We start from the raw sequence: 22,552 nt of genomic DNA on the forward strand, positions 1-22,552 counted from the left end.
CGTGCCGAGCACCAAGAAGCTGTTCAAGGCGCTGACCCGCCGCGGACCGCACCGCGTCCTGCGCGGTGACCTCGCCTTCGCCGGACTTCCGGGTGTCGTCTACACCCCCGAGTCGGGCATGAACCTGCCCGCGGTGGCGTTCGGCCACGACTGGCTGGCCGGTGACTACCGCTATCACGGGACCATCGAGCACCTGGCGTCGTGGGGCATCGTCGCCGCAGTGCCTGCCACCGAGACGGGCCTGGCGCCGTCGGTGCTGAACCTGGCGTTCGACCTGGGCACCACCCTCGACATCATCAGCGGCGTGCGCTTGGGGCCGGGCCAGATCAGCGTGCACCCCACCAAGCTCGGCTTGGCCGGGCACGGTTTCGGCGGGTCGGCCGCCGTGTTCGCTGCGGCGGGCATGCCGTCGCGGGTGAAGGCCGTCGCCGCGTTGTTCCCGACGGTGACCAGTCCGCCGACCGTGCAGCCGGCGGCGTCGCTACAGGTGCCGGGCCTGATCCTGGCCGATCCGGGAGATCCGATGTCGCTGCGGTCCAACGCGGTGGAACTGGCGCGGGCGTGGCGTCCGGCCACACTGCGCGCGGTCCACAAGGTGAAGGCAGGCGGCCTCGTCGAGGGCAGGCGGTTGGCCCGCGTGGTCGGGCTGCCCGGCGCCGACAAGGGCACCCAGAAGATCGTCCGCGCCCTGCTCACCGGCTATCTGCTGCACGAGCTCACCGGCGACAAGGATTACCGCGACTTCGCCGACCCCGAGGCCGCGCTGCCCCGGGCCGACGTGCTCGATCCGTTCTCCGACGATCCGGTCGACCTGGAGAACAAGGTCGTCGCCCTGCTCAAGCCCTGACCCGCCGCACTCCCAACCAACCGGTTGGGATAGGTTCTGGAGACATGCGGACTGGCATCTTCCTGAGCTACGCCGGCGGCTTCAAGGAAGCGGTCGAGGACGTCGTCGAACTGGAGAAGGTCGGTGTCGGCATCGCGCTGGTCGCCGAGGCCTACTCCTATGACGCGATCAGCCAGCTGGGCTATCTGGCGGCCAAGACCTCGACGATCGAGCTGGGCTCCGGGGTGGTGCCGATCTACGTGCGGACACCGTCGCTGCTGGCGATGACGGCCGCCGGTCTGGACTATGTGTCCGACGGCCGGTTCCGGCTGGGCATCGGTACTTCGGGACCCCAGGTGATGGAGGGTTTCCACGGCGTGCCCTTCGACGCCCCGCTCGGCCGCACCCGCGAGGTCGTCGAGATCTGCCGCCAGGTGTGGCGCCGCGAGAACGTCGTCCACGACGGCCGGCACTACCAGATCCCGTTGCCCGCCGATCGCGGCACCGGTCTCGGAAAGCCGCTGCACCTCATCAATCACCCGGTGCGCGAACGCATTCCGATCACCATCGCCGCGCTCGGTCCGAAGAACGTGGAACTGACCGCCGAGATCGCCGAGGGCTGGCAACCGGTGTTCTTCTTCCCGGAGAAGGCCGACGACGTGTGGGGCGACGCACTGCGCAGCGGATCGGCCAAGCGCGACCCACAGCTCGGGCCGCTCGACGTGATGGTCAGCGCGAGCCTGGCCATCGGGGACGACGTCGAGGACAGGCTGGCGTGGGCCAAACCCCAACTGGCGCTCTACATCGGCGGCATGGGCGCCCGCGGGCAGAACTTCTATCACAAGCTCGCGACCCGCTACGGCTATGGCGAGATCGCCGATCACATCCAGGATCTGTTCCTGGCGGGCAAGAAGGCCGAGGCCATCGACGCCGTGCCCGACGAACTCGTGCGCAGCGTGTCGCTGGTCGGCACACGGGGTTTCGTCAAGGAGCGGTTGGCCGCCTTCGCCGAGGCCGGCGTCACGACGATGCTGGTGCACCCGTTGACCGGCGACCGTCGTGAGTCGGTGCGGTTCGTCGAGGAACTGCAGTCGCTGCTGCCCTGATCGCCGACGCATCCCGGCGCACGGTGACCAGCGCCATAGCGGCGTTTCCGGTCCCAACCGGTAGACTGCTCTCAGCGGCATCGTCTGTTCTGCCTTTTGCCGCTTCTCGATCGTCAACCGAGCGCCGCGGGAAGTCACCCGCGCCGGGCAGGACGACCACACTACTTTTTCGGAGTATTCAACCTTGTCTGTGCAAGAAACCGGTGGGTCAACCGTGCCCTCCTTCGCCGACTTCGACCTGCCCAAGGCCGTCGTCGATTCCCTCTCCGCCGCCGGCGTCGAGAGCCCCTTCCCCATCCAGTCCGCCACACTGCCGGATTCACTGGCGGGCCGCGACGTGCTGGGCCGCGGCCGGACCGGGTCCGGCAAGACCTATGCCTTCCTGCTGCCGGTCGTCACCCGGCTGGCCAACGACGCGAAGCCGAGGCGTCCCGGGAAACCGCGTGCGCTGATCCTCGCGCCCACGCGTGAACTCGTCGCCCAGATCGACGCGGCGCTCGCCCCGCTGGCCGAGGCGACCGGCCTGCGGTCTGTCGTCATCTTCGGCGGTGTCGGCCCGCAGCCGCAGATCAACAAGCTGCGCCAGGGCGTCGACATCGTGATCGCCTGCCCCGGCCGGCTCGAAGACCACGTGCGTTCGCACCACGCCGACCTGTCCGCGATCGAGATCACCGTGCTCGACGAGGCCGACCACATGGCCGACCTCGGCTTCCTGCCCCCGGTCAAGCGGCTGCTCGACAAGACGCCGCGCGACGGACAGCGGATGTTGTTCTCCGCCACACTCGACGGCGGCGTCGACGTCATCGTCAAGCGCTACCTGCACAACCCGATCGAGCACAGCGTCGACTCGGCGCAGTCACCGGTGTCGGCGATGGTGCACCACGTGCTGCACGTCGACGGCACTACCGCGCGGGTCAACGTGCTGACCGATCTGGCCGCCTCACCGGGCCGCACCATCGTCTTCGCCCGCACCAAGCACGGCGCGAAGAACTTGACACGGCAACTCAACTCGCGCGGCGTACCCGCCGTCGAACTGCACGGCAACCTGTCGCAGAACGCCCGCACGCGCAACCTCGCCGCGTTCTCCGACGGCTCCGCCACGGTGATGGTCGCCACCGACATCGCCGCCCGCGGTATCCACGTCGACGACATCACCCTGGTCGTGCACGCGGACCCGCCCGTCGAGCACAAGGCCTATCTTCACCGGTCGGGCCGTACGGCCAGGGCCGGCGCCGACGGCACCGTGGTGACGCTCATGCTGGACGCGCAGGTGTCCGACGTCCGGACGCTGACCCGCAAGGCGGGCATCAAGCCGACGATCACCCGCTTCAGCGGAGCTTCGCACCCGGTGTTGCTCGAGATCGCCCCGGGCGAGCGCAGTTTCGACGGCCCGCTGGTCGTGGCCACGCCGGTCAACGAGCAGTCCGAACCGCGTCAGCAGTCGGGCCGGCGGCGCAAGCCGAACCGCGGCGGCCAGGGCGGCGGCGGTCAGAACGGCGGCCAGAGCCGTGGCGGCCAGCGCAGCGGGCACTCCGGCGGCCAGGGCGGAGGCGGTAATCGTCGCGGCCAGTCCGGACGGACCGGCGGCGGCCGGACCACCACCGCCGCATCGTTCTCGGCCGGGATGTCCCGCAGCCGCTGATCGGCGACGAGCTTTTTGGAAGGCCCGCGGGATCACCGCGGGCCTTCTGCTTTTCACTGTGACTTCGGGTGTGGCGGGGCTGGGTCAGTACTGTTCCGCGATCGCTTGGGCGACCATCCTGATGCGGTTCATGTCCAGCGAGAGGTCGACGATGTTCATCGTCGGCACCAACCGCTCACCCGCGACCTGGAATTCGGGACCGACGACGACATCGAACACCCCACTTGCGGCGTCGCCCGCCACCCGGTGCCCGCCGATGTCGAACTGATCTGTCGAGTAGTCGAGGTGTTCCGGCCTCAGATACGTCGAGGAGGTCGTCACCATGTCGCTGTTGTCGATCGTGAACGCGCACGCGCTGACCGACGAATTCGCCACATCGACGTCGACGCGGTGCGCCGATCGCAGCCGCTCAGGCGCCGCGCACGGGTCCGCCCCCGTCAGCACGGTGGTCGGGAAGTCAGTCGAGCCCCATCCCGGGCGTTCAGCGAATTCGCGTACGGCTGTGCGTATCACCTGCTCGCCGACCGCGCAGGCGTCGGCGTCAGGCGGTGCGGATGCGTGCACGATCAGCCGCGTGCTGTCGGGATATGCGGCCAGCATGCCGCACGTCCAGCTCACGACCTCCTCGCGCGGTGGGGCGTCCGGCGCCTTCAGAGCCGAGGTGACGGCGACATCGACACCGTCGACGTCGAGATGTTCGGCCCAGGCCGGCGGTTCCGCCGGAGGGACCATCGCGACGTTCACGCCGATGTTGACCTCGACCTCGTCTTCCCCGTCGACCGTGTGGGCATCACAGCTCAGCGGCATCGTCTGACCGTCGACGGTCAGCGGCTGACCCGCGACCGCCGACGCATCACCGAAGAGCGCGCACGGGTCGACCTCGCGCAACGCGCGGATCACACTGAGTCGGTCAGCGGCCGGTGCATTCTGCGACGGCTCCGGTGAGTCCGCCGGCGCCGAATCGTCTGGCGCACATCCGGCGAGCAACGCCGCGACGACCACGGCGATTCGCAGCACGACAACCTTCACGCGCATCAGCCTAAGCAGGTTTCGGAAGGCCTCGTCGCACCAATCCTGCGGACGGTTCGCTCACTCGCCGGCCTGCGGGACCTCGTCGGCCGCGATCTCACACGGCGTGGCAGCCTGATCCGCCGGGGCGTCCTGCGGTACCGGTTCGGCCGCGGCGACCTCCCCGGCGGGTGGCGGCGGTGTCGGTGGCGGCTCAGCGGGCGGCTCCTCGGCAGGAGGCTCTTCGGCAACCGACTCCTCGGCAGGTCCGCTCGGCGTGCAAGTTTCGGCGCACTCCGGCGCCGCGGGTGTAGAGCCCGCGGCTTCGGTGGGCGCCGGTGAACCGCCGCCGCCTGCCGGATTCACCACACCGGCACCGGAGTCGGACTCGGAGTCTTCTGCCGGCTCCTCCACGGCAGCCTCTTCATCGAGCGGATTGGCGTCCTCGTCGTCGGGTGACTCGAGGTCGGGTGACTCGAGCTCGTCGAGGCCGGACAGCGCCTCACCCGACGATCCGAGCAACCCGCCGAGCATGTCGGCGAACTGCTGCCCCATCCCGGACAGCCCGGATCCGATGTCCGGCGGGCCACCCATCGCGGGCGCCGACGACGGCGCGGGCGCAGCGGCGGCAGGGTCCACTGACGACGCGGGCGGTTCGGCAGCCGACGCCGCCGGCTCCATCGCGGCGGGTGCCGCTCCGCCCGCGGCGGGTGTCAGCGACGAGGCCTGCCACGGCGCTGCGCCGGCCGCGGGAACGCTCCACGCCGGCGCACCACCGGCAGCGGGCGCCCCGCCGTCGGCTGTATCAGCGAAAGGCACACGGGCGAAACTTGTTTCGACCGCCCCGGCGGGTGCGGTGCGGACCTCCGCCGGGGCCCAGTCGGCGGGCACCTCGAACAGGCTCGCGGGTTCGGCGGCGAGCTTCGTGGTCGCCGCGTCGTAGGCGGCCACCACGTCGTCGGTACCCGCCCGCATCGCGCTGACCCATTCGTTGGCCACCTCCTCGGCGACGAACGGTTTCACCCGCAGATCGACCAGTTCACTCGACGCCACGCGGTCTCCCGCTCCGGTGAGCACCGTCCGTGCGGCCGCCTCCCACTCCACACTCTCGCTCATGTCGGCGATCGCCTGCGTGGCGTCGACCCTGGCATCGACGCTGCGCCACAGTCGGTCCCGCAGATCCGTGAGCACATCGGCCGCCGCGGCCAGTGCGGCCGTCGCCGTCGCCGACGCCTCGCCGTGCCGCCGCAGGAACTCCCGAGCCGACTGCGCACCGGACCCGGCCCAGGAGTCCGCCAGCGCGCCGGCAGTACTGTCCTGCACGTCGCGAGCCTGCTCGGCGGCCGCGACCACTGCTCGCAGCCGGGCACAGTCGGCGTCGAGTGCCCGCAGGTCCATGCCGGCCTCGCTGCCGTACCAGCCGTGCACCTGATCTGCGTGGGCGGTGAGGTCTGGGTGTTCGAAACCGAGTGCGGCGCAGGCTGACACATAGGTGTCGATGGTGTCGACCGCCGGTTGCCCGTCGGCCAGCCGGCCGGCGACGTCGAACTGGCCGGTCATCGCTCAGCCGACCCGGCGCGCCGCGGCCGCGTCGGCGTCGGCGTAGCGGTCCGCCGAAAGCCGCAGCAGCACTGCGATCTCCGTTGCCGCTGTCGACCACCGCCGCAGCGGAGCGACGACATCGTCGACGGCGGCGCGCAGCGCGTCGCCTCGCGTGGTGTGCGCCCGCCCCGCCGCGGCGCCGTCGAAGGTCAGCGCATCCAGATGAGTGCGGACTGCGGTGTCGACGAGTCGGGCCGCCGACTCGTACCGCTGCGCTGCGGTGTGCAGTGCGGCTGCGTCGACGCGAGTGGCGTCACGTTCTCCCATACCCGGGTTGGACGCCGCCGGGGCTGATCCGGTTCCGCGTCAGCGCTGTTCGCTGACCGATTCCGCGACGCGGACGGCGAGCTGACGAGCGGTGTCCTCGTCGGCGGCCTCCACCATCACCCGGACCACCTGCTCGGTTCCGGAGGGCCGCAACAGGATCCGGCCGGTGTCACCGAGCTCGGCCTCGGCCTGCGCGACGGCTGTCTGCACCGACGGGGCCTGCGCGACCGTCGCCTTGTCGGCGACCTGGACGTTGATCAGCACCTGCGGAAGTGTCTCCATCGGCGCGGCGAGGGCGGACAGGGGCGAGCGGGTCTGGGCAATCCGCGACATCAGCCGCAGGCCCGTGACGATGCCGTCCCCTGTTGTGCCGAACGACGGCAGCACAATGTGTCCCGACTGCTCACCGCCGAGGGTGTACTCGCCGGCGCGCAGTTCCTCGAGCACGTAGCGGTCGCCGACGCCGGTGGTGCGCACCTCGATGCCGGCCGCCCGCATGGCCAGGTGCAGGCCGAGGTTGCTCATCACCGTCGCGACCAGCGTGTTCGACGCCAGTTCGCCCGCTTCCTGCATGGCCAGCGCCAGCACGACCATGATGGCGTCGCCGTCGACGACGCGACCCGTGGCGTCTACTGCGAGGCACCGGTCGGCGTCACCGTCGTGGGCGAGGCCGAGGTCGGCGCCCCGCGCGACGACGGTGGCCTGCAGGGTTTCCATGTGGGTGGACCCGCACCCGTCGTTGATGTTCAGGCCGGTGGGTTCGGCGTTGATGGCGATGACGCGGGCCCCTGCGGCGCGGTAGGCCAGCGGCGCCGCCGTCGACGCCGCGCCGTGCGCGCAGTCGACCACCACGGTCAGGCCGTCGAGGCGCGTCGTGACGGCCTTGCCGACGTGGCGCAGGTAGCGCTCGAGCGCGTCCTCGGCGTCGACCACTCGGCCGATACCGGCACCGACCGGCCGCTCCCCGGGTCCGGCCTGCACGAGTTCTTCGATCCGGTCCTCGGTGGCGTCGTCGAGCTTGTGACCACCCGGCCCGAAGATCTTGATGCCGTTGTCGGGCATCGGGTTGTGCGAGGCGGAGATCATCACGCCGAAGTCGGCGTCGTAGGCGCTGGTCAGATAGGCCACCGCGGGCGTCGGCAACACACCGACGCGCAGCGCGTCGACGCCTTCGCTGGTCAGCCCGGCGATGACCGCGGCCTCCAGCATCTCGCCGCTGGCCCGCGGATCGCGGCCGACGACAGCGATGCGCCGTCGCTCCTGCCCGCCGGTGGTACCCAACCTGCGGGCTGCCGCCGAACCCAGCGCCAGCGCCAACTCGGCTGTCAGATCCCGGTTGGCGACGCCGCGCACCCCGTCGGTGCCGAAGAGTCGACCCATGCTGCACAACCTCTCACACATCGCCGTGCGAGAGCCAACCCACGCGGGTGCCGTCCGCTCCGCCGCCGAACCGATGCGGGGGCGAGACCCCGGACAGCCCACCGCCCGTGTCCAGAAGCGGACACGGGCGGTGGCTTGACGGTCAGTTACCGATTTCCACCGGCGCGCGAATTCTCGGAGTTACCCGCGCCGCCGGACTGACCCGGGGTGCCGGCGTTCTGGTCGATGGTCACGGGTCCGCCGGGAACGGTGCAGATCGTCTCGTTGGTGGTCTCGCTCCCACCGTCGATCTGCTCGGCGAGCACGTTGAGGTTCACACCGTTGAGCGCCTGCACACCGCAGATGGCGGCGGCCACGCTGGCGGCAACCCCGGCGTTCACGTTCTCGAGGATGGTGACGTCCCCCACCCCGACGTTGACGAGACCGTCCTGCAGGTTGAGCGGCTGTGCGGTCGCACTGCCCATGCCGACCGTGAACAGCAGCGAACCGCCGATCATGGCACCTGCGGCTGTGGTCTTCATGATGTTCTTCATTTCAATGGATCCCTTCAGTCGGGGAAGCGCGGTCCGGCCCCTCGACGAGCGACTGGACTCGTACCGGAGACAGGAATTGCCTGCCAACGCCGTTACGGCGCCCGAACTTCCTGACAGGGGGCTTCCTCGATCAAAGGCATGTTCAAACCAAAATCACAGAATTCTTTTTGGAAGGAAGCGTATAATAGCAGCTAACTAATTAACTGATTCGTCAATACTCTTACCGCTTCGCGCAGGTGGAGGCCCTACCTCTTCATCGGGGCTGGCTCGCCGCTCGTTACTGGCCATTACGCGACGTCCACCGTTTGAAACGACTCACCGCCCGCGTCCGGGCGGACACGGGCGGTGAGATCGGTCAGATCGCCGAAACTATCCGGTCTGGACCGGCGCGCTGTCGGGCGTCTCGACGCGCTCGGGGCCGGTCTCTGCGGTGCCACTCTCGGCGCCCTCGGGCTGCGAGGAGGCCGCGGCGTTCTGAGTCACCACGAGGTCACCGCCGGGGAGTCCCGCGCACACGGTCTGCTCGGTGCCCTCGGCGTCGACGCGGTCGGCCAGGGCGGTCACCTCGGCGACCTCCGAACCGCAGATGGCGGCGGTCTTGGTCGCGGCCTCGTCGGTGCTCACACCCTCGAGGATGGTCTGCTCGGCGACCGCGACGTTCACCAGGCCGTCCGGCGTGGAATGCGGGGGCTGCGCGTGCGCGGTGCCCAGGCCTGCGGCGATCAGCAGTCCGCCACCCATCAGGGTGCCCGCTGCGACGTTCTTCACGATGCTCTTGGCGTTCGTCATCAATCACTCCTCTCGGATTCGGTAGCACGTCGGTCTGCGACTCGCGTCGCACCAGAGGCGGGGTTCCGCCGACGCCGCATGGCGTCCGTGCTCCGGAATCGAGGCTGTCGCAGCGGCGGCACGGAACTCAAGCTCGCCGCCGCCGAACCGGGCACACCCTGATACGCCCTAAGTAACTGCTGCGCCGTCGCTCCCGCGCACAGCGCCGGCCGGCTTTACTCAGATCGCGCTGTGTGACGGCTCACAAATGCCGATCGCCGAGCATGCACGCGGCATGCTCGGCGATCGGGTTCGCGTCTGTGCGCAGATCAGCGCTTCGAGTACTGAGGCGCCTTGCGGGCCTTCTTGAGGCCGTACTTCTTGCGCTCGATGGCACGCGGGTCACGGGTGAGGAAGCCCGCCTTCTTCAGCGCCGGCCGGTCCTCGGGCTGCACGATGATCAGCGCCCGGGCGATCGCCAGACGCAGCGCGCCGGCCTGTCCGGACGGGCCGCCACCGTCGAGGTGCGCGAACACGTCGAAGCTCTCCAGCCGGTCGACGGTCACAAACGGCGCCTTGATGAGCTGCTGGTGCACCTTGTTGGGGAAGTAGTTCTCCAGGGTGCGGCCGTCCAGGTTGAACTGGCCGGTGCCCGGCACCAGGCGCACGCGGACCACGGCCTCCTTGCGGCGGCCGACGGTCTGGATGGGCCGTTCCATGTAGACCGGCTCGCGGGCCTCGGTCGCCTCGGCGGCCTCGGTCACCTCATCGGTCACGGTCGCCTCGGCGGTCACGGTGGCCTCGGCGGTCACGTCTTCGGTCGTTTCGGTCACTGGGCCACCTGCTTGATCTCGAACGGAACCGGCTGCTGCGCGGCGTGCGGATGGTTGGGACCCGCGTACACCTTGAGCTTCTTCTGCACCTGGCGGCTCAGCTTGGTGTGCGGCAGCATGCCGACGATCGCGTTCTCGACGACGCGGGTCGGGTGCTTGATCAGCAGCTCGCCAATGGTGCGCCTGCGCAGGCCGCCGGGGTAACCCGAGTGGCGGTAGGCGAACTTCTTGGTGAGCTTGTCGCCACCGATGGCGACCTTCTCGGCGTTGACGATGATGACGAAGTCGCCACCGTCGACGTTGGGCGTGAACGTCGGCTTGTGCTTGCCGCGGAGCAGCTTGGCTGCTTCGACGGCGAGCCGGCCGAGGACCACGTCGGTGGCGTCGATGACGTACCACGAATGCGTGGTGTCACCCGCCTTCGGCGTGTACGTAGGCACAGCGCTTACCTCTTCTTCTCGGGGATCCCGGTGACCCGGGTGCCGGTCAGGCGTTGGCGGTGAAGTGGTCTCGGCGACCGACAGTGACCCGAGAACTCCGTGCGTACCGCACGCCAACGGAGGAGCTTACCGGTGGGTGTCGTCGCAGGTCAAAACGCCCTTTACGGCCGCCGCGCGGCGGGCCGGCCAGGATGTCGAGGTTACCGTCGCCGCAGGTCGTCGCCGGGTCGGCTCGCGATGCCCCCACCGCGTTGACCTGCCACAACGGCCGACGCCGACCCAGCGGTTGCGGCTCCGGTTTTGCACCCAGGGCTGTGAACGCCTCGACATCACGACCCTCCGTGCAAAGACCAGTCCTGCCGCACACACAGCTGTGCGGTCCCGCCAGGCTCCCCTCCCAGCAGGACCGCACAGAGTCTGTGTGGCGTCGGCTGTCACCTCCCCCAAGCGGCAGCGGCGCTGCGATCGGTGGCCGCCATGTCGTCGGCGCCGTCGCGGACCGCGTTGCCCAGGCTGAACAGGATCTCGTTGAGCGCCGCGGCCGACTGATCCCACCGCAGCTGCTCGGCGCGGTAGGCCTCGGCGGCTTCGCGGGTCCAGATCTGTTGCAGCGGCGCGATGTGTGAGCGCAGTTCGTCGAGTGCCGCGTTCAGCCGCGCCGACGTCTGGTGGATCTCCTGACGCACCGTGTATTCGATTTCGTCGAAGTTGTAGGACAGCACCTGGTTCATGACGGTTCCCGTTCTCTCAGAGGTTCGTCGCGACGGCGTCGATGCGCTGCGAGTGACCGTCGCCGGCGTCGCGCAACGTCCGTTCGTTGTGCCGGATCGTCTCGGCGATTCGCTGCAGCGCCCCATGGAGTTTCGTCGACTCGGCATTCCACCGTTCGACGACGTCGCGGAACCGGGTCGCCGCCACACCACCCCACACCGACGGCGGCACGCTGCCCATCCTGCCGATGAAGGACTGCAGCATCGCGCGGGTCTCCTCGTTGCGCGCGTCGACCTTGCCCGCCACCGAGGTCATCAGGTCGAGGTCGGTGTTGAGCGCACCACCCATGGGTGTCGTCATGAGAATGCCTTTCCAGTGTCGTTGTGAGATATCAGGTTCGACGCACCGCGGAGCCATTCGGTTCCCGGGCATTCTCAGAAGATCGCGTGAGCGGACCGGACGGCCCGATCACAGACGGGCCCGATCGGCCGCTCGGCCTCCGACGGTTCCTGACACCCGATGCCGATCCGCACCCCGCCGTCGACGAACACCGACCAATCGATGTGCCGCCCTGGGCGGATCTCGCGATAGGACGCGACGGGTCGCCCACCCCTGTGGTCGTCGGGCACGAAGTCGGTGAAGACGCCGGGCGTTTCGCCGGCCAGCGCGGCGCGCAGGGTCTCGGCGGCCGCTTCACGTGTCGTTCCGGGCAGCACCGGCGACTGTGTGACCAGCAGTGCCGTGACCGGATCGTCCGGGGATTCCACCTGCACCCGTGCCGACCCGGGTCCGTCGGTGATCCGGTCGACGGTCCACAGCGCCGGTACCTTCACTCCGACCCGTCCCTCGACCAACAGCGTCTCGGGGTCATCGTGCTCGGGCTCGGCCGGATCGGCCCGGTCGGAGAAGGCGAGACCCAGTCCCGCGACCGCCAGGACGGCGCCGCCGAGCAGGGCGACGCCGTGGCGTCCGCGTCGATGAGGCGTGGCGACCAGGGTGCCGGTCGCCGACGGGGGCGCCCACATGTTCGCGGCGGCGGACCGCAGGGCACGTCGGTCGACGCGGAGCACGGCGACGCCGTTGGAGCGGAGCGAGTCCGCGATCGCCGAGGCGACTTCGCCCGCCCCGGGCACGCCCACCGGCGCGTCGATGACGACGGCGTTCTCGCCCCTCAGGGCGTCTGCCACCGCGCGGCCCACTCGCCGCGGATCCTCGGCGCGTGGCACGGCCGCGACGGCATCACCGATGACGACGACGAAGTCGGGACCGATCTCGGCGACGGCCGGATCGACCGCGGACACCGCTGCGCGCACCACTTCAGCGCGGGTGACGGTCACCGCGTCCGATGCCCACCACTGCGCCGCACCGAGAATCCGATGGCAGCGTCGTCGCGGCCACCATGTCGGCACGATCAACACCACCGCCTGCACCGGGCCGCCGCCGGCAGAGCGCAGGACGTCGCGCCACAGCTCATCGGTGGGCATCGGCCTCTCGTCGACGAGTGCCAGATCCGAGTCGATGAATTCCACTGCCGCCAGCGCACTTTGATCGTCTACGGGGTGGCCACCCGACACCGTGACCGGCCCGACCTCGATCACCGCAGTCACGGCGGCGTAGTCCAGCCCACCTGGACGACCTGGTTATCCGCGGCCCGTGTGAGCAGCACGGCCCGACCCGGCGGGCGGAGCGCCGGCCGCACCGACCCGAGCAGCACACCCTCGTCGGGACTGACGCTCATCAGCAGACCCATGCTGCCCAGGTCGCGCAGCTGGGCCAGCACCGGATCGAACATCGCCCGTGCCGCACCGCCCGACCGGCGCGCGACCACCACGTGCAGGCCGATGTCCGTGGCGTGCGGCAGGTAGTCGAGCAGGGGCGTCAGCGGGTTGCCCGCGGCACCTGCGACGAGGTCGTAATCGTCGACGACCAGATAGATCTCGGGCCCTGACCACCACGACCGGTCGCGCAGCTGGCGCTGCGTCACCTCGTCGCCCGGCAGCCGGCTGCGCAGCCGCTCCAGCAGCGCGGGGATGCGGGCGCTCACGGCGCCGGCGGACATCAGGTAGGCCCCGAGGTGGTCGGTGTCCACCACACCGAGAAGCGTCCTGCGGTAGTCGACGATCACGAGTTCGGCGCTGCGCACGTCGTTGGTCCGCACGATCTCGGTGCACAGGGTGCGCAGCGTCGCGGTCTTCCCGCACCCGGGCTCACCCAACACGATGAGATGCGGCTGCTCGGTGAAATCGATGCTGACAGTGGACAGTCGACGCTCGCCGACGCCGAGCACGACCCGGTCGTCTTCGGCCGATGCCGTGAGCTCGGCGAGTTCCACCCGCTCGGGCAGCAACCTGATCGGCGCCGCGGACCGGCCGGGGTGACGTGCCCGTAGGTCCCGCGCACCGGCGGCGAGCGCCTCGGCCAGGCCGGCGGGGCTCGCCACGCCGTCCAGCCGCGGCAACGCGATCGTGAAGTCCGCGCCCTGGCGGGTGAGTCCGCGACCGGGTGCACAGTCGAGAAGATCGCGCGCCCGCCTGCGGTCCATCTCGGAGTCCGCCGGATCGCCGAGCCGCAGTTCGATCCGGGTACCGAGCTGATCCTTGAGCGCGGGACGGATGTCCGCCCACCGTGCTGCGGCGAGGACGACGTGCACACCGAACGACAGGCCCTGTGCGGCGAGCGAGGTGATCGCGGCGTCGAGGCCGTCGAAGTCCTGGCGCACCGTCGTCCAACCGTCCACGACGAGGAAGACGTCACCGAACGGATCGGCGGTCACCGCCGGATCACCGGCCACACGCCTGCGCCGGAACTCCGACACGGAATCGATGCCCAACTCCCGGAACCCGACCTCGCGGGCCCGCACCAGCAGTTCGAGTTCCGCGACCGTCCGACGGACCAGATCGCCTTCGTGGCGGCCCGCCACGGCGCCGACGTGGGGCAGCGCGCGCAGTGACGCCAGCGCACCGCCGCCGAAGTCGAGGCAGTAGAGCTGGACATCTCGTGGACCGGCGGTCGCCGCCAGTGCCAGGGCCAGTGTGCGCAGGGCGGTCGACTTGCCGCTGCCCGGCCCACCGACCACCGCCACGTTGCCGTCCGCGCCGGAGAGTACGGCGGACAGCAGATCGCGGCGCTGTTCGAACGGCCGGTCCACCAGGCCGATCGGTACGGTCAGCGGTTCCGGGCCGCCGAGGGACAGCAGCTGGTCCAGAGTCGGCGATTGTGTCAAGGGCGGCAGCCACACCGGGTGTGCGGGCGCGCCATGACCGGCCAGCCGGTCCAACACGGTGTCGAGAACGCTATGTCCGGAGTCCACGTGACGCCCGGATTCGGCGGGCGGCCAGGGTACCGGCGCGGCGGTGAAGGGAACGGCGGTCGGCGGATTCGCCGCGACTCGGCGCGGTTCGGGTGCCGGCCCGGAGACGTAAGCGGTGCGGAACCGGATGAGTTCACCGGCGGCCGTCCGTAGGTACGCCCCGCCCGGTGTCGAGGGCAGGTGATGTGCGTCGGGCACTCCGAGCACGGCCCGGGACTCGCTGGCGGAGAATGTCTTCAGGCACACCCGGTAGGACAGGTGGTTGTCCAGTCCGCGTAGCCGTCCTTCGTCCAGGCGTTGACTGGCCAGCAGCAGGTGCATGCCGAGTGACCGGCCGAGCCGCCCGATCGCGACGAACAGCTCCGCGAAGTCGGGGTGTTGACTGAGGAGCTCGGAGAACTCGTCGACGACGATCAGCAGTGACGGCAGCGGAGGCAGATCGGGGCGGCGGGTCCGCGAGCAGTGGTACTCGGCGATGTCGGCGAAAGTGCCCGCGGCGCGCAGAATCTCCTGTCTGCGATTGATCTCGCCGGAGAGGGCGTCCTTCATGCGTGCCACCAGATGCGCCTCGTCGGCGAGGTTCGTGATCACCGCGGACACGTGGGCTGCACGCTCGAAGCCGAGGAACGTTGCGCCGCCCTTGAAGTCGATCAGGATGATGTTCAGCCGGTCCGGGGAATGGGAGGCGAGCATGCCCAGTGTGAGGGTACGCAGGAACTCCGACTTGCCCGAACCCGTCGCGCCGATACACAAACCGTGCGGGCCCATCCCCCGGTGCGCCGCCTCCTTGATGTCGATCAGCACAGGGTCGCCGTGCTCGCTGACACCGACCGGGACCCGCAGTTCCGTTGCCACATCGCCGGAACCCCACAGCGCTGTCGGGTCGAGGCGGGCGGGCTCACCGATGCCGACCAGGGCCGGCCAGTCGGCGGGGACGACCATCGGATCGTCGGCGTCAGTGGCCACCGGGCGGTAGGGCGCGAGTCGGCGCGCGCACGCGAGGGCTGCCGCTGCTTCCAGGCCGTCGCGCCGCATACGAGGGCCGTCGCCGAGAACGACGTCGCCGCCGTCGACGACCCACCGGGTCGACTCGCGCGTCGTCATGCCCGCGGCGTCGACCAGCAGCACCGTGACAGTCCCGCCGAGGTCGAGGTACACAGGTTCGGCGGCGGTGGGCGATGCGAGGTCGACCACGATCACCACGCGAGAGCACCCGTCGAGGAGTGCGGCCACCGCGTCGCGGGCTTCGGTCAGCGCGGTGTACGTCATCCGTGCCGGTCCGGTGCGGTCGTTGATGGCCGGATGCCCGTGATGGGGCAGCCATTTCAGCCAGTCCCAGCGGTGTCCGGTGGTGTCGTCGATGACCGCGGCGATTCTGACATGCTCCGGGCCGTGCAGTACCGCGACCTGACACAGCACGGACCGCAGCAGAGCGCGTACGGCGTCGCCCTCTCCGGCGACGCTGATCGCGTCGGTCGCGAAGAGGTCGACCGTCACGGGCATGTCGGTGACGACGCCACGAGCGCTGATGAGGCGACCCACCGCCGAGGTGGTCACGGGATCGGGCTCCGCGACGGGCCTCACGGGCGGCGCGATCAATCGGGTGGACAGCGGTTGGGTTCCCAGTCCCAGGCGGACATGGCCGAAGTCGTCGTCGGCCGGTCTCCGCTCCCACATCCGCGGGCCGCCGATCAGGGTCCAGAGCCCGTCGGGTGGCGGGTGACGCCAGTGCGACGAACGATGTTGCGCCCGAGCGGTCTCGACCGCCGCCGCGTCCAGCGCCTGGACGTACCGCAGGTAGTCGCGGCGACCCTGGTCGAGTTCAGCGGTCCGTGTCCCGCGTAGTCCGTAGGCGAGTGTGCCGACAAGCGACAGCAGCATCATCACCGGAAAGAGCAGGTACATCGGGCTGCGGGGACCCGAGGCGCCGGAGGTGAAGTAGAGCACCATCATGCCGCCGGCGGCGACCACCATCGCGACCGGTAGCAACCGCGCCAGCGGGTTGGCCGGCGTCGCCTGCGGTACCTCCGGCGGCGATTGCACGGCGATGTCACCGTCGGCGACTGCGGGCACGGGCAGCCGGCTCCCTCGGATGAATTCCATCGTCGATCAGACGACGACGGCGTCGGAACCGTTCCATCCCCAGGCGAGAATTTCGCGCGGGCCCGCCCCCGCGCCATCGGTTACGGTGACATCGCCGACGTTCACGGGGGGTGATGCGGTGTCGGATTCGATGCGCCGGGTTTCGGTGCACAGCGGTAACGAAAGTCAGCGTGGGCCAATTGATCTCGCACTGCCGTCCGCGGTGGTCATTGCTGAGTTGTTGCCGTCCATCGTCGACACGATCGGTGCGAGCGCCCTCGATGCACCGATCCGCTGGCGGCTGTCCCGCGCCGCGGGCGCGGCAATCGATCAATCGTTGACCCTGTCGGAGGTGGGCGTTCGCGACGGCGAGGTACTGTTGCTCTCCCGCCACGACCCGCCGGCGCCGACATTCGGATCGCATGACCTTCCGACGATCGTGGCCGAGGGGGTTGCCGGCGGCCCTCCCCCGCGGCTGATCGCGTCCGCGGCGGCGACCTGGACAGTGGCGGCCGGTGCTCTCGCGCTGGCGTGTGCGGGTGTGGTCGCCGGTACGGCAACACATCTCGTCACGATCGGTGCACTCGCCACCGCGGCGGGTGCGGCGGCGATCGTCGCCGATCGGACGGCTCCGAACCCGTGGTGGCGCCCAGCCATGCAGCACGTCGCGCTCGTGCTGGCGACCGTGCTGGGCTACCGGATAGTGCCCGGCGGTCCCGCCCCGGCCAACTTCCTGCTCGCCGCGTGTTCGCTGACGGTGATGGCGATCCTGCTGCTCCGGTTGTCCCTTCGCTCGTCGGTGTGGTTGACCGCGATCGCCGTCACCGGATTGCTCGGGGCGACCGCACTCGGTGCCGCGATGGTGTGGGCGCTGCCGACGGTCGTCCTCGGCACGGTCCTCACCGTGCTCGGCCTCGGCACGCTCAGTTCCGCGGCGAGGCTGTCGGTGCTGCTGGCCGGGCTGACGCCGACGGGCGAGACACCGGCCGGGGAAGGTGACGCCGACAGGCGGGCGGTACGGGGGCGGCGGCTTCTCACAGCGCTGGTGACCGGCGCATCCGTTGCGGTGCTGTGGGGCGTGCTGCTCGTTGCGGCCGGCGGCGCCGGGGCCTGGGCCGACGCGCCGTGGCAGGTCGAGGCCGGCTTGTGCGCTGCCGTCGGGTCGGCGCTGGTGCTGCGGAGCCGGTCGCACGCCGACGGCTGGTGCCGCAGCGCACTGACCGCCTGCGGCCTGGGTTGTCTGACAGCGGCATTCGTCGAGGTGTCGGTGTCGATGACGGGTCAGGCGTTCTGGGTCGCGGCGTCGACGGTGGTCGCAGGATCGATCGCGCTGTCACCGGCCGCGCGGTCGGTGGCGGGTCCGGTCGCGGCGCGCGCCGTCGACGCGCTGGAGTACGCCGCGCTCACGGCCGTGGTACCACTGGCCTGTTGGGTTGCGGGCGTGTTCGCCGCGGTCCGCGGGTGGCAGCTGCCGTGACCACGGCGGGCCGGCTGGTCGCGGCGGTCGTCGTCGGTGCCGCACCGTTGATCGCGGCTCCGGTGGCGGCGGCGGTGACCCCGCCCGCGGTCGACGAGACGCTGCTGCCCGCACCCCGCCCGCCGGCGCCTCCGGACCTGACCGAACCGCAGGGCGGCTGTCTGGATGCAGGTGACGCCCCCGCGACGGCCGGTACACCACACCAGCTCGACATGCTGGCGCTCAACGAGATTCGGCCACTGACCCGCGGCGCCGGCCAGACTGTCGCGGTCATCGACACCGGCGTGACCCGGCATCGGCTGCTGCCGCACCTGGTGCCCGGCGGAGACTATGTGTCGAGCGGCGACGGCACCGAGGACTGCGACGGCCACGGCACCATCGTCGCCGGGATCGTCGGCGCCGCGGCGTCACCCGAGCAGGCCGGAGGTGTCGCGCCCGACGCCTCGATCCTGACCATCCGGCAGTCCAGCAACCGGTTCCGGGCCGTCGACGATCCGGGCGGCTCGGGTTACGGCGACGTCGCGACGCTGGCGATGGCGGTGCGCAGCGCCGCCGACCTGGGCGCGACGGTGATCAACGTGTCCTCGGTGGCGTGCCTGTCCGCGGCGGAGGCTCCCGACGACCGCCCGCTCGGTGCGGCCCTCGCCTACGCCGTCGACGTCAAGAACGTCGTCGTCGTGGCGGCCGCGGGCAATGTCAGCGGCGCAGGCCAGTGCGCGGAGCAGAATCCCGTCGCCGATCCGGCTCGCCCGGCCGTGCCCGACTGGGAGTCGGTCCGCACCGTGGTGAGTCCGGCCTGGTACGACGATCTGGTACTGACGGTCGGCTCGGTCGACGCGTCGGGTGTGCCGTCGGGTTTCAGCCTGGCGGGGCCCTGGGTCGATGTCGCGGCACCCGGGGAGTCGGTCGTCGCCCTCGATCCTGATGGCGAGGGGCTGATCACGACCTTGCAAGCTCCGTCGGGCGGTGAGCCGATCTCGGGCACCAGCTATGCGGCGCCCGCAGTGAGTGGCGTTGCGGCACTGGTGCGGTCGCGGTGGCCGCAGTTGACCGCCCGGCAGGTGATGGCCCGTATCGAGGACACCGCCCGGCGTCCGGCGGCGGGCTGGGATCCGGTCGTGGGCCACGGCGTCGTCGACGCGGTCGCCGCCGTCACCGGCACGGCGCCGCCGGTCGCGCGCCGCGCCCAACCGATGCGGGTGGATCCACCCCCGGCTGCCGCCGACCCGGATCCTCGCCCCCGCCGTGTCGCGGCGTACGGCGCCGCGGTGTGCGTCCTGGTGGCGGCGGCCATCGCGCTCAGCGCATCAGCCGGGCGCCGGTCCCGCCACCGAGTCGTGCAGGACTGACGCGCGGTCCCTGCTCAGTTCCGGGCCGCGCGGCAACCTCGCCAGTACCGGCCAGGGCGCAGGTGTCGCGGCGGTGGGCAGGCCCAGGTGCTGCGCCGTCTGTGCGTCACGCACCCCGAACACGACGCCGAGATCGGTCACGAGGTACAGCGGCCCCGAACCGCCGCCCGAACCGTCGACACCGACGGCACACACGAACAGACTGCGCCCCGCGGGCACCTCCACCGCATCGACCGCGGGACCCTTGCCGTCGGCCTGTGCCAGTGCGACGAGCCCCGGTCCGGACTCAGCGGCGTCGGCACGCCACAGGGTGGTGCGCGCCTGCCGGGGACCGTCACCGGCCTGCCATCGCGCGCACAGAACTGGTGGGTCGGCGATGGTCACGCGCGTGGGAAACGTTCCTACGGGCAGCGTTTCGACCGCCGGGGCCGATGCCAGGGCGGTGGCGGCGATCGTCGGGATGTCCTCGCGCGGTTGGTTGACCGTGAGCCTGATCAGGTCCGCGGTGACCTCGCCGATGCGTTGCACACCGTCGGCCAGCACGACGTAGTGCTCGGCGGTCTCGGCGCGCGCCAGCCTCACCACGGTGCCGACCGGATACCCGCCGAGTACCGCGGGACCCGTCGATCCGGCCCGCGGGATCCTCGGCGCGACGATGGGAGGGTCCTCGGGGATGGCGTCGATCAGGCTGCGTGACACCTGCCGGGGCGTCCTGCCCTCCAGCCGCAACGCCCGGGTGACGGCACGGTCGCGCAGATCGACCGCGGCACGCCGGCCGGCATGCAGCAGATACGTGGTTGCTGCGCCCTCGGACGCCGGGGTGACCAGCACCGCGTCCGTGTCGTCGAAGGGCGCCGCGTCCTGCGGTGAGCCCACCCGCACGATGGTCCGGTCCGCGGAGTCGCAGACGTTCCACAGCGATTCAGCGGCAGGGACGGCCGTGCCGATCGACGTGGGCGCCCCGGCGATCCCCACTGCCGGACCGCGGCGGGCCGACGCGACAGCCTGCTCGCTGACCACCGTCGGGATGTCCGCAGCACCGGCGATGAGGCGCGCGGATGCCAGGTTCAGCACCGGGTGCACGGTGTCGTCGATCCGGACGTACAGCGCACCGGACTCTCGGACCGTCAGGATGGTCGCGCCGTCGATCGGGCCCTGCGGTCGCAGGAACGCCAGCACGGCGCATCCGGCGATCGCGATGACGGCCAGCACGGCGCCGACGGTCAACGAAAGCGACTGTGCCCGCATCGGATCATCGAGCATCCGGACGTCCCCGCGCACCAGCGCGTGCTGCATCCGGCGCGTCAGGAAGCGGTGTGCGCTGACCTGCAGCCGGGTGGTCGTTCGGTCCCGTGATTCCGCCATGACATCCCCCGAGTGGAGCCTAACGGCTTGCGGGACAATGCGATGTCACCAATTCACAGCGCAGCAGTCAGCGCCACCGCGCCCACACGTAGGGCACCAGCGCCCGTAGGAAGTCCAGGTCGGGACCCGGCTCGGCCTGGGCGAAGGCCTGCTCGAAGTACTCCTCGGCGACCAGCAGGATCCCTTCGGCGTATTCACGGGTGAAGGTGATGCTGCCGTAGTCGTCCATCAGCCGTCGTACCGCGCCGACCTGCTCGGCCGTGCGCTCGGCACGCGTGCGCCGAAGATAGTCGCGCACCAGCGACTTGTCCGCGCCGGTCGCCGACGACATCAGATGCACGAGCGGCAGCGTGCGCTTGCCCTCGTAGAGATCCCCGAGGATCTCCTTGCCGTAGGTCGCCTCGTCACCGACCAGGTTCAGCAGGTCGTCGCGGATCTGGAAGGCCGCGCCGAAGTGAAACCCGAAGCGCACCAGGGGCCGCAGGTCCGCCGTCCCACGCGACCCGACCAGTGCGCCGACCCGCAGCGGGTGAATCGTGGTGTACCAGCAAGTCTTGTGCATGATGAGGTCGAGGTAGTCGTCCGGCCCGAGATCCTCGACGTCGTCCAGCAGCCACCCGACCTCGGTGGCCTGCCCTTCCAGGGTGCGCAGCGCCATCGTGTCGAATTCCTCCCACACCTGGTCGGCCAGGTCGCGGTCGAGGCGGCCGGTGGCCCGCCGCAGCACCTGCCCGGCGACCACGGCCAGCCCGTCGCCGGCGTTGATCGCCGCAGCCATTCCGTGCATCGCCGACAGCGTCGGTCTGCCGCGGCGCATCTCACTGCCGTCGGCGATGTCGTCGTGGACCAGGAAAGCGTTGTGCAGCAACTCGATCGCGACGGCGATGCCGAGCAGGTCGTCGACCGACGCGCCGAACACCCGCCCGGCAGACAGACACAGCGCCGGCCGCAGGCCTTTGCCGGGCCGCGACGGATAGTCACGCATCGGTGCGTACAGCCACTGGACGGGTTCCCCGTCGGGCATAGCGTCGAGCATCGCGCGGCGAATCTCCTTGGCCACCTCGCGGAGCCGGGTCTCGACGCCGGCCACCAAACCGGCGCGGTCGGCGATGCTCGTCACGGCGCAGCGACGCGGACGGTGAGCACCACGGGCAGCCACAGGTCGGCTCGCCCCTCGGTCAGCAGCGTGCCGCGGTACACGCCGGCGGCGGTGCCGGGAGCCAGCGTGACGCTCAGTTCCACACCGCGCTTGGACAGCGCGGGCATCGCGGCCTCCGGCGCCGAGAACGACACCGCCTCGGCACCAACGACGGCGCCGTCGGCGGAGAGCAGGTCACTGCAGCGCAGCCGCACAGGGGCGAGGTCGGTGTCACCGCTGTTGTGCAGCCACACCGTGGCCTTTGCCGGGCCCGGCGGCGCCGCCTCGAGCGTGATTTGGCCCGTCATGTCGGCGCCGGCGAAGTCCACGGCCGGGGCGTCCGGACGTGCGGGCGAGGCGCCGGTATCGGACTGCGGAGCGGCTCCGAGCAGTAGCTGACCGGCCATCGCCCACCACGACCTGATCAACGGCTCGAGATCGGTGGCGCCGAACATGTCGGCGCGCTGCTGGTTGGACAGCGGCGCCGCCGTCGTCGGTCGCGCGCCGCTGAGCCCGGCCGTTGCGGCCCGGATGAAGCGGTCGACGAGGGTGCTGGCGGCCTTGAAGCCCTCGGCCTGGATGGCGCTCAGCGCGCGGGCGTTGGCGGAGGCGTCGAAAACCGACGCCCACGGCAGTTCGCTGCCCGATCCGTTGCCTGGTTCAGCACCGTTTTCCCCGGTCACGCGATTCCCCCACCCGTCGATTAGACCCGCCA

20 protein-coding genes are annotated in these 22,552 nt (G+C 70.6%); 5 read left to right on the plus strand and 15 right to left on the minus strand.

The annotated features are described in order from the left end of the window. Window position 1 precedes the first annotated feature (1 nt). The 3 genes from ACPCHZ_RS13000 to ACPCHZ_RS13010 all read left to right on the plus strand — a co-directional run bounded on the left by ACPCHZ_RS13000 (window position 2) and on the right by ACPCHZ_RS13010 (window position 3,574). Window positions 2-847 (plus strand): dienelactone hydrolase family protein, encoded by an 846-nt coding sequence (locus ACPCHZ_RS13000; protein ID WP_423485114.1) that lies wholly within the window; start codon window positions 2-4, stop codon window positions 845-847. Window positions 848-891: 44 nt separating this feature from the next. Then, complete coding sequence (locus ACPCHZ_RS13005) at window positions 892-1,932, plus strand: LLM class F420-dependent oxidoreductase (RefSeq protein WP_423485115.1); 1,041 nt, start codon at window positions 892-894, stop codon at window positions 1,930-1,932. A 214-nt stretch (window positions 1,933-2,146) separates the two neighbouring features. Next, the gene (locus tag ACPCHZ_RS13010; protein WP_423485116.1) at window positions 2,147-3,574 is read left to right on the plus strand and encodes a DEAD/DEAH box helicase; all 1,428 of its coding nucleotides are present in this window, start codon (window positions 2,147-2,149) and stop codon (window positions 3,572-3,574) included. A gap of 84 nt (window positions 3,575-3,658) precedes the next feature. Here the strand turns inward: ACPCHZ_RS13010 and ACPCHZ_RS13015 are convergent, their stop codons facing one another. From ACPCHZ_RS13015 to eccCa, 12 genes are all read right to left on the minus strand, one after another. Beyond that, complete coding sequence (locus tag ACPCHZ_RS13015) at window positions 3,659-4,603, minus strand: hypothetical protein (protein WP_423485117.1); 945 nt, start codon at window positions 4,601-4,603, stop codon at window positions 3,659-3,661. 60 nt (window positions 4,604-4,663) lie between these two features. After that, entirely contained in the window at window positions 4,664-6,142 is a 1,479-nt protein-coding gene (locus ACPCHZ_RS13020) for a hypothetical protein (protein WP_423485118.1), read from the minus strand. A 3-nt stretch (window positions 6,143-6,145) separates the two neighbouring features. Beyond that, window positions 6,146-6,451: a type VII secretion target gene (locus ACPCHZ_RS13025; RefSeq protein ID WP_423485119.1), complete on the minus strand. Its 306-nt coding sequence runs from the start codon at window positions 6,449-6,451 to the stop codon at window positions 6,146-6,148. A 39-nt stretch (window positions 6,452-6,490) separates the two neighbouring features. Beyond that, complete coding sequence (glmM, locus tag ACPCHZ_RS13030; RefSeq protein WP_423485120.1) at window positions 6,491-7,831, minus strand: phosphoglucosamine mutase; 1,341 nt, start codon at window positions 7,829-7,831, stop codon at window positions 6,491-6,493. Between the two features lie 146 nt (window positions 7,832-7,977). Further along, window positions 7,978-8,352 carry a hypothetical protein gene (locus ACPCHZ_RS13035; RefSeq protein WP_423485121.1) on the minus strand — a complete coding sequence of 125 codons (375 nt, stop codon included), beginning with the start codon at window positions 8,350-8,352 and terminating at the stop codon, window positions 7,978-7,980. A 381-nt stretch (window positions 8,353-8,733) separates the two neighbouring features. Continuing rightward, window positions 8,734-9,153, minus strand: a complete 420-nt coding sequence (locus ACPCHZ_RS13040; protein WP_423485122.1) for a hypothetical protein — start codon at window positions 9,151-9,153, stop codon at window positions 8,734-8,736. 308 nt (window positions 9,154-9,461) lie between these two features. Next, the gene (rpsI, locus tag ACPCHZ_RS13045; RefSeq protein ID WP_423485376.1) at window positions 9,462-9,908 is read right to left on the minus strand and encodes a 30S ribosomal protein S9; all 447 of its coding nucleotides are present in this window, start codon (window positions 9,906-9,908) and stop codon (window positions 9,462-9,464) included. 53 nt (window positions 9,909-9,961) lie between these two features. After that, window positions 9,962-10,405: a 50S ribosomal protein L13 gene (gene rplM / locus ACPCHZ_RS13050; RefSeq protein ID WP_364972415.1), complete on the minus strand. Its 444-nt coding sequence runs from the start codon at window positions 10,403-10,405 to the stop codon at window positions 9,962-9,964. 434 nt (window positions 10,406-10,839) lie between these two features. After that, a complete protein-coding gene (locus ACPCHZ_RS13055) occupies window positions 10,840-11,136 on the minus strand; it encodes a WXG100 family type VII secretion target (RefSeq protein WP_423485123.1) in 297 nt (98 codons plus the stop codon). Between the two features lie 16 nt (window positions 11,137-11,152). Continuing rightward, window positions 11,153-11,476, minus strand: coding sequence for a WXG100 family type VII secretion target (locus ACPCHZ_RS13060; RefSeq protein WP_423485124.1), 324 nt, complete (start codon window positions 11,474-11,476; stop codon window positions 11,153-11,155). A gap of 74 nt (window positions 11,477-11,550) precedes the next feature. Further along, complete coding sequence (locus ACPCHZ_RS13065; protein ID WP_423485125.1) at window positions 11,551-12,723, minus strand: type VII secretion-associated protein; 1,173 nt, start codon at window positions 12,721-12,723, stop codon at window positions 11,551-11,553. Then, the gene (gene eccCa / locus ACPCHZ_RS13070) at window positions 12,720-16,529 is read right to left on the minus strand and encodes a type VII secretion protein EccCa (protein WP_423485126.1); all 3,810 of its coding nucleotides are present in this window, start codon (window positions 16,527-16,529) and stop codon (window positions 12,720-12,722) included. Before eccCa ends, ACPCHZ_RS13065 begins: the two co-directional genes overlap by 4 nt. A 130-nt stretch (window positions 16,530-16,659) precedes the next feature. Between eccCa and eccD the strand changes: the two genes are divergently transcribed. Further along, window positions 16,660-17,985 (plus strand): type VII secretion integral membrane protein EccD, encoded by a 1,326-nt coding sequence (gene eccD, locus ACPCHZ_RS13075; protein WP_423485377.1) that lies wholly within the window; start codon window positions 16,660-16,662, stop codon window positions 17,983-17,985. After that, window positions 17,970-19,334: a type VII secretion-associated serine protease mycosin gene (gene mycP, locus ACPCHZ_RS13080; RefSeq protein ID WP_423485127.1), complete on the plus strand. Its 1,365-nt coding sequence runs from the start codon at window positions 17,970-17,972 to the stop codon at window positions 19,332-19,334. The genes eccD and mycP overlap by 16 nt, the downstream gene beginning before the upstream one ends. Here mycP and eccB read toward each other — a convergent pair. The 3 genes from eccB to ACPCHZ_RS13095 form a co-directional block, all read right to left on the minus strand. Further along, window positions 19,293-20,699, minus strand: a complete 1,407-nt coding sequence (gene eccB / locus ACPCHZ_RS13085) for a type VII secretion protein EccB (RefSeq protein ID WP_423485128.1) — start codon at window positions 20,697-20,699, stop codon at window positions 19,293-19,295. The genes mycP and eccB overlap by 42 nt on opposite strands. Before the next feature lie 67 nt (window positions 20,700-20,766). Further along, a complete protein-coding gene (locus ACPCHZ_RS13090) occupies window positions 20,767-21,819 on the minus strand; it encodes a polyprenyl synthetase family protein (RefSeq protein WP_423485129.1) in 1,053 nt (350 codons plus the stop codon). Next, the gene (locus tag ACPCHZ_RS13095; RefSeq protein WP_423485130.1) at window positions 21,816-22,520 is read right to left on the minus strand and encodes a hypothetical protein; all 705 of its coding nucleotides are present in this window, start codon (window positions 22,518-22,520) and stop codon (window positions 21,816-21,818) included. The genes ACPCHZ_RS13090 and ACPCHZ_RS13095 overlap by 4 nt, the downstream gene beginning before the upstream one ends. Between the last annotated feature and the right edge of the window lie 32 nt (window positions 22,521-22,552).

Source organism: Mycobacterium sp. NPDC050041 (assembly GCF_049541695.1).
Lineage (GTDB): Bacteria > Actinomycetota > Actinomycetes > Mycobacteriales > Mycobacteriaceae > Mycobacterium.

Excerpts from the sequence above, each read along its gene's own strand:
- ACPCHZ_RS13005 (WP_423485115.1), top strand. The coding sequence starts at position 892 with ATGCGGACTGGCATCTTCCTGAGCTACGCCGGCGGCTTCAAGGAAGCG.
- ACPCHZ_RS13020 (WP_423485118.1), bottom strand. The coding sequence starts at position 6,142 with ATGACCGGCCAGTTCGACGTCGCCGGCCGGCTGGCCGACGGGCAACCG.
- ACPCHZ_RS13025 (WP_423485119.1), bottom strand. The coding sequence starts at position 6,451 with ATGGGAGAACGTGACGCCACTCGCGTCGACGCAGCCGCACTGCACACC.
- glmM (WP_423485120.1), bottom strand. The coding sequence starts at position 7,831 with ATGGGTCGACTCTTCGGCACCGACGGGGTGCGCGGCGTCGCCAACCGG.
- ACPCHZ_RS13035 (WP_423485121.1), bottom strand. The coding sequence starts at position 8,352 with ATGAAGACCACAGCCGCAGGTGCCATGATCGGCGGTTCGCTGCTGTTC.
- ACPCHZ_RS13040 (WP_423485122.1), bottom strand. The coding sequence starts at position 9,153 with ATGACGAACGCCAAGAGCATCGTGAAGAACGTCGCAGCGGGCACCCTG.
- ACPCHZ_RS13055 (WP_423485123.1), bottom strand. The coding sequence starts at position 11,136 with ATGAACCAGGTGCTGTCCTACAACTTCGACGAAATCGAATACACGGTG.
- ACPCHZ_RS13060 (WP_423485124.1), bottom strand. The coding sequence starts at position 11,476 with ATGACGACACCCATGGGTGGTGCGCTCAACACCGACCTCGACCTGATG.
- eccCa (WP_423485126.1), bottom strand. The coding sequence starts at position 16,529 with ATGGAATTCATCCGAGGGAGCCGGCTGCCCGTGCCCGCAGTCGCCGAC.
- eccD (WP_423485377.1), top strand. The coding sequence starts at position 16,660 with ATGCGCCGGGTTTCGGTGCACAGCGGTAACGAAAGTCAGCGTGGGCCA.
- eccB (WP_423485128.1), bottom strand. The coding sequence starts at position 20,699 with ATGGCGGAATCACGGGACCGAACGACCACCCGGCTGCAGGTCAGCGCA.